The following is a 6,785-nucleotide window of genomic DNA, read 5'->3' as shown; positions in this document are numbered from 1 at the left end:
AATTCCTGTACATTCCTTTTGGCGGATTTCTGTATGTTTTATTATACTGCTTACATTCTGATTGAATCACAATATAATTTTCGAAGATTTCTATAAAAACAAACTTGATTTTTCCCCGCAAATGATGTATACTTTTATAAAACCATTGAAATAAGAGTGGAAGTGATCATATGCAGAGAAAAGAAAACAATTTTAACCAGAGAAAGATTGCAAAATTTATCCTGAAAAAAGGTGAAACCTCCAAACAGGAAATTGCATCTGAATTGGGCCTCAGTATGCCTACAGTTTTGCAGAACGTAAAAGAACTTGTTCAAAACGGACTGGTAATAGAAACTGGAAAATATGAGTCCACCGGCGGAAGAAAGGCAGCCGTTCTGTCTATTGCAGAACAATTCAGAACAGCTGTGGGAATTGATATAACTGCCAATCATATCAGTTATGTCCTTATGGATCTTTGTGGAAAAGTGATTGCGAAAAAGCGAATGAAATCCGTGTTTGCAAACGATTCTGCGTATTATCAAAGTGTTGCCGATAATCTGGAAACATTTTTGCGTGATACAGATGCTGATAGGAAAAAAATTCTTGGTGTGGGATTTTCTTTGCCCGGAATCATAAATAAACACGATAATATTCTTGTACGTTCTCATGTGTTGAAACAGAACCATATGAATCTGAAACCATTCAGTCAAAGAATTCCATTTCCCGTTTCATATGAAAATGATGCCAATAGCGCGCTGTTCGCGGAAACACATCATATTGACACGGATATGATATACCTTTCTCTTAGCAATAGCGTTGGCGGAGCAATTTACCTGAACGGAAAAATTTTTGAAGGCAATCATCGCCGGAGTGCCGAATTCGGACACATGATCGTAGAATTCAATGGAAAAACCTGTTACTGCGGAAAAAAAGGCTGTGCTGACGCATATTGCTCAGCCACAGTTCTTCTGAAATATGCGGATTCCTTAGAGGACTTTTTTGAATGTCTGCAAGACGGCGATACAGAAATTCAGACAGCGTGGGACAACTATCTGGATCACCTTGCTGTTCTGATTACCAATCTGAGAATGGCATTTGACTGTGATATTATGCTCGGAGGTTATGTGGGCGGTTATCTGAAACAATATATGCCGGAACTGAGCTGTAAGGCAGTACAGTATAATATGTTTGAAAACGACACATTATATCTGAAAAATTGTACCTATGAACGAGAAGCATCTGCTATCGGTGCAGCAATGTATTTCTTTGATTCTTATCTGAATTCTTTGTGAGACAATTTATAAACGTAATGTCCCGGGTATTGCTCGGGGCTTTTTTTGTGCACTTTGTGCAAAACAGAAACCTTGTATTTGTAAGAAAAAGAGAAACTGTATTTTTTCGACAAAATCCATTGACAAATACAAAGATGTAGTTTATACTGTAGTCAGTTACATAAAGCGTTTTATAAAAGTAATTATAAAACGAAAATGAGGGAAAAATTTGATATGAAAAAGGAGCGATTGCTATGTTACAGCAGGTTATGACAAATCCAAAGGAAATCACATTCAACGAGGTTCCGGTGCCGGAAATCAAAGCAGATCAGGTTCTGGTGAAGATTATGAAAATCGGTGTGTGCGGTTCGGATATCCATGTGTATCATGGAAAGCATCCGTTTACCTCTTATCCGGTTACACAGGGACATGAGGTGTCCGGCGAAATTGTAAAGCTCGGAGAAAAAGTAACAGGATTTACAGTAGGACAAAAAGTAACGATTCAGCCGCAGGTGGTATGCGGAAAGTGCTATCCCTGCCGTCACGGCAAGTACAATCTCTGTGAAGAACTCAAGGTTATGGGATTCCAGACAACAGGTACAGCTTCCGAATTTTTTGCTGTCGATGCTGCAAAGGTAACAGCACTTCCGGAAGATATGTCCTATGACGAGGGAGCAATGATCGAACCGTTGGCAGTTGCTGTGCATGCAGTTAAACGTGCAGGCGATGTCAAGGGTATGAAAATTGCAGTTCTGGGCGCAGGTCCAATTGGAATTCTGGTAGCACAGACAGCAAAAGGTTTGGGCGCTGAAAGTGTAATGATAACTGATGTCAGTGACCTTCGTCTGGAAAAGGCAAAAGAATGCGGTGTTGATTTCTGCATCAATACGAAAGAAAAGGATTTCGGCGAGGCGATGCTGGAGAATTTCGGACCGGATAAGGCAGATGTGATTTACGACTGTGCAGGAAACAATATCACCATGGGTCAGGCGATAAAGTATGCGAGAAAAGGCAGTACAATTATTCTTGTAGCTGTATTTGCCGGTATGGCAGAGATTGACCTTGCTGTACTGAATGATCATGAGCTTGACCTGAACACCTCAATGATGTATCGGAACGAGGATTATATTGAGGCGATCCGTCTGGTTAACGAAAACAAGGTTGCGCTCAAGCCGTTGATTTCTAAACACTTTTCGTTTCAGGATTACAAGGCAGCGTATGAGTATATTGATGCCAACAGAGAGACAACCATGAAGGTGATCATTAACGTGCAGGAATAATGCAGACTGGAGGAATACGACATGAAAGCGAATGATACCAATCTGAAAATACCCTTTATCAGTAAATTTGCTTATGGTATGGGCGATGTAGGCTGTAATTTCAGCTGGATGTTCGTTGGTAATTTTCTTATGATTTTTTATACCGATGTATTCGGTATCAGTATGAGTGCTGTTGCTGCATTGATGCTGTTCTCACGCTTCTGGGACGCTATCAATGATCCCATTGTAGGCAGTCTGACCGACCGAACAAATACTCGCTGGGGACGTTATCGTCCCTGGCTACTCATTGCAGCACCGCTGACTGCAATTGTGCTGATGATTTCCTTCTGGGCACATCCGGACTGGAGCAGCACTGCCAAAATAGTGTATATGACCATAACCTATTGTATCCTGGTATTGGGTTATACCTGTGTCAATATTCCATATGGAACTCTCTGTGGTGCTATGACACAGAACATTGAAGAACGTGCAAAAATTAATACCTTCCGTTCCGTCAGCGCCATGATTGCCATCGGTATTATCAATATTATCACACTGCCCTTGATTTCCAAACTGGGCGGCGGCAGCGATAAGCGTGGTTATCTGCTGGTAGCTGTACTTTATGGTGCGATTTTTGCTGCCTGTCATATTTTCTGCTTTGCTAAGACAAAGGAAACAGTAACCATTCCGGAAAAGAAGAAAATACCCATAAAGCTGCAAATTCAGACTGTGCTTCAGAATAAGCCCTATCTGCTGGCATTACTGGGACAGTTCCTGTTTGGTGTAACACTCTATGGAAGAAATGCTGATGCATTGTACTATTTTAAGTATGTGGAAGGAACTGAATCCCTGTTTACTACTTATTCCATGGCAATTATTATTCCATCAATTATCGGTGCCGGACTGTTTCCGATCGTATTCAAATGGACGGGAAACAAAGGAAGATCCGCTTCTATATTAGCACTTGGAACAGGTGTATGTATGCTGTCACTGTATCTGTTCAGCCCCGTAAAGACACCGGTTCCGTTCTATATCTGTTCTGGTCTGACACAGTTTTTCTTTGCAGGTTTTAACACAGCTATTTATGCCATTATTCCCGACTGTGTAGAATATGGAGAATGGAAAACCGGTGTCCGCAATGACGGTTTCCAGTATGCATTTATCTCTCTTGGAAATAAAATCGGAATGGCAATCGGTACATCTGTTCTTGCAGCAGTACTGAGTGCAACTGGTTTTGAGGCAAATATGCAGCAGAATGAAAATGTGCTTTCGATTATGAAACACAGCTTTTCTACCATTCCGGGAATACTTTGGATCGTTACAGCCATTGCACTGTTTTTCTACAGACTGAACAAGAAATCCTATAACAAAATTGTAGCTGAAATCAAGGAAAGGAGCAATACAAATGTTTGATGTAACAGCTTTAGGAGAAATGCTGATTGATTTTACCATGCAGGGCAGGAATGAGCAGGGACAAAGAATATTTGCTCAGAATGCAGGCGGTGCACCGGCAAATGTCATGGCAGCTATGGCGAAGCTTGGCGCAAGAACTGCCTTTATCGGAAAAGCCGGAAATGATATGCACGGCAAATTTCTCAAAGAAACCCTTGATAACTGCGGCATTGATAGTACAGGTTTTATATTAAGTGATGATTATTTTACCACTCTGGCGTTTGTAGATGTCAAAGAAAATGGAGAACGTGAATTTTCTTTTGCAAGAAATCATGGTGCAGATAAAATGTTATCTATAAAAGATTTATCTCTTGAAACAATCTCAAACAGCCATATTTTACACATTGGTTCAATTTCACTTACAGCTGAACCGTGCAGGAGCGCTACTATGTGTTCTGTAAGAGAAGCAAAACGTGCGAACTGTGTAATATCATATGATCCGAATTATAGGGCATCTTTGTGGAGCGGAGAATCGGAAGCTGTCAGTCAGATGCGCAGTATGCTGAAATATTCAGATCTGGTGAAGATATCTGAAGAAGAAACAGAATTGATGACAGATGAATCCGACTATGAAAAAGCAGCAGAAGCCTTATTGCGTCAGGGAGTGAAAATTGCTGTAATCACATTAGGCAAACTGGGCGCTTATGTACGGACATCTGACGGTGGTCAGATCGTCAAAGGTTTTAGAAATAAAGCATTAGATGCAACCGGAGCCGGTGACGCATTCTGGGGTGGATTTCTCTACCAGTTCTGCCGCTGCGGAAAACTTCCGGATGAGGTATCTGTTTCTGAAGCGGCATCATTTGCAGATTTTGGAAACGCTGTTGCAAGTGTCTGCGTTGAAAGCTACGGAGTGATTCCAGCTATGCCAACCATGGAACAGGTCACAGAAAAAATGCAGGAAGAAAGGCAGGAGTAAAACATGGAGATGAAAGATATTGCCACAGGACTACAGCATATTGGTATACCAACAAATGATATTGCAGAGACAATTGCATTCTACGAAAAACTGGGATTTACCATTGCGCTGCGTACAGAAAACAAGGAAGCAAAGGAACAGGTTGCCTTTTTGCTGCTTGGCAATCTGATGATTGAGACCTCTGAAAACCGTCAGGCTGCAATGTGTTCTGGTGCAGTAGACCACATTGCAATTGATGTGAAAGATATTGAAGCAGCGCTTTCCTTTGTAAACGAGCGCAATCTGAATAATCTTAACGATTGTATTCATTTTCTTCCATTCTGGGAAAACGGCGTAAGATTTTTTAAAATCGAAGGTCCGAACAAGGAAATACTAGAATTCAGTCAGATTGGTTTAAAACCTATATTCACATAAACAACCTCAGTGTTTTTTCCGCATTGCGGTTGTTTGTCATTTAAGCGATATTTCTGTCAGCGTATCATTCATTTCTAAGAGCCTTTACCCTCTCAACAAATCTAAGCACATCTTCCGGTGTATCAAAGCTGTAAAACAAACCATAAGGAATACTGTAGTCCTAGTTTCTCTGGAATCGCAACCACGGCTATAATAAGCCGTCAGCATATCCGCTGCCATAGACTTTCCAAACCGTCTAGGGCGGCTGACACAAATATACTTTTGCTTTGTTTTCAAGACTCTATTTGTATACTGAATCATCTTCGTTTTGTCGATATAAATTTCTGAATTCAGCGCTTCCTGAAAATCAAAATTATTCGGATTCAGATAAATACCCATGCCGTAACCTCCTTGTGAAGCCGTTCTTCCTCGTCAATATTATACCACACATCAAAATCCATTTCAACTATCACTTCAAAAAAAGCACTTCCGTCTACTCTTTCAGCAGACAGAAGTGCTATCTTTGTTTGTGTTACTAATAGTAATTTACTTCATCAGTTCCTCCCAGGTCACATCTGACCCCACAGAAACTCGTGCATAGTACAGCAGGATGAAGTATGCATCATCTGCATCCAGATTGCCATCCTTGTCAATGTCCAATGCCTCAATGATCAACTTTTCCAGTTCCGGATCATCGAACATGGTGTGCTCCTTGCCCACCATTTCCTCGGCGTAGTATACCAGAACCAGATATGCATCGTCAGGGTCTACCTTGCCGTCCTGATTTGCATCACCTGTGAGAACAGTTTGTTCCGTTTCAGTGGTCGTAGTGGTGTTTGTTGTTCCGGTAACTGTTGTATTGGTGGTATTTGTCGTAGTTGTTGTGGTATCGCTTGTTGCAGTTGTTTCCGAGGTATCCGTTGTTGCGGAAATAGTTTCGCTGGTGGTTTCGGTAGATGTTGTGCTTTCGGTGGTTTCCGTAGAAGTTGTGGTGTCTGTTGTGATGGATGTTGTTGTCACGGTTGTAGAAGTGGTTTTTGTAGTCGTTGTAGTTTCGGATGCTGAAGATTCCGTTGTCTTGCCGGATGTGGTGGTAGTTGTTGTTTCAGTTGTGTTGGAAGTTGTTGTAGCTGTTGTGTCGCTGGTAGTTGTGTTAGTAGGTCCTGCGGAAGTTGCAGTCTCACTTGTTGTGGTGGATGTGGTTGTTTCGGAAGTTGTAGCTGTCGTATCATCGGTAGTTGTGTTAGTGGGACCTGCGGACGTCACAGTCTCACTTGTTGTGGTGGATGTGGTTGTTTCGGAAGTTGTAGCTGTTGTGTCGCTGGTCGTGGTGTTAGTGGGGCCTGCGGACGTCACAGTTTCACTTGTTGCGGTGGATGTGGTTGTTTCGGAAGTTGTAGCTGTTGTGTCACTGGTCGTGGTGTTAGTGGAACCTGCGGACGTCACAGTTTCACTTGTTGTGGCAGATGTGGTTGTTTCGGAAGTTGTAGCTGTTGTGTCACTGGTCGTGGT

The 6,785-nt window shown here is 41.9% G+C and carries 5 protein-coding genes and 2 pseudogenes; 5 read left to right on the top strand and 2 right to left on the bottom strand.

Annotated features, from left to right (window positions below; genetic code table 11):
* Positions 1–170: 170 nt before the first annotated feature.
* From Q0418_RS00340 to Q0418_RS00320, 5 genes are all read left to right on the top strand, one after another.
* Positions 171–1,271, top strand: coding sequence for an ROK family transcriptional regulator (locus Q0418_RS00340; RefSeq protein WP_298481553.1), 1,101 nt, complete (start codon positions 171–173; stop codon positions 1,269–1,271).
* Positions 1,272–1,504: 233 nt separating this feature from the next.
* Positions 1,505–2,530, top strand: a complete 1,026-nt coding sequence (locus tag Q0418_RS00335; RefSeq protein WP_277214434.1) for a zinc-binding dehydrogenase — start codon at positions 1,505–1,507, stop codon at positions 2,528–2,530.
* A gap of 21 nt (positions 2,531–2,551) precedes the next feature.
* Positions 2,552–3,922, top strand: coding sequence for an MFS transporter (locus tag Q0418_RS00330; RefSeq protein WP_298481552.1), 1,371 nt, complete (start codon positions 2,552–2,554; stop codon positions 3,920–3,922).
* Positions 3,915–4,880 (top strand): carbohydrate kinase family protein, encoded by a 966-nt coding sequence (locus Q0418_RS00325; RefSeq protein WP_298481551.1) that lies wholly within the window; start codon positions 3,915–3,917, stop codon positions 4,878–4,880. Before Q0418_RS00330 ends, Q0418_RS00325 begins: the two co-directional genes overlap by 8 nt.
* 9 nt (positions 4,881–4,889) lie before the next feature.
* The gene (locus Q0418_RS00320; RefSeq protein WP_367276201.1) at positions 4,890–5,294 is read left to right on the top strand and encodes a VOC family protein; all 405 of its coding nucleotides are present in this window, start codon (positions 4,890–4,892) and stop codon (positions 5,292–5,294) included.
* Positions 5,295–5,459: 165 nt separating this feature from the next.
* Here Q0418_RS00320 and Q0418_RS00315 read toward each other — a convergent pair.
* Both Q0418_RS00315 and Q0418_RS00310 read right to left on the bottom strand, forming a co-directional pair.
* A pseudogene (locus tag Q0418_RS00315) lies at positions 5,460–5,672 on the bottom strand (AAA family ATPase); the annotation flags it as partial.
* A 147-nt stretch (positions 5,673–5,819) separates the two neighbouring features.
* Positions 5,820–6,785, bottom strand: a pseudogene (locus Q0418_RS00310) (hypothetical protein); the annotation flags it as partial.

It is taken from the genome of uncultured Ruminococcus sp., from assembly GCF_937915125.1.
Lineage (GTDB): Bacteria > Bacillota > Clostridia > Oscillospirales > Ruminococcaceae > Ruminococcus_C.
This window is presented reverse-complemented; position numbering and strand designations above follow the sequence as displayed.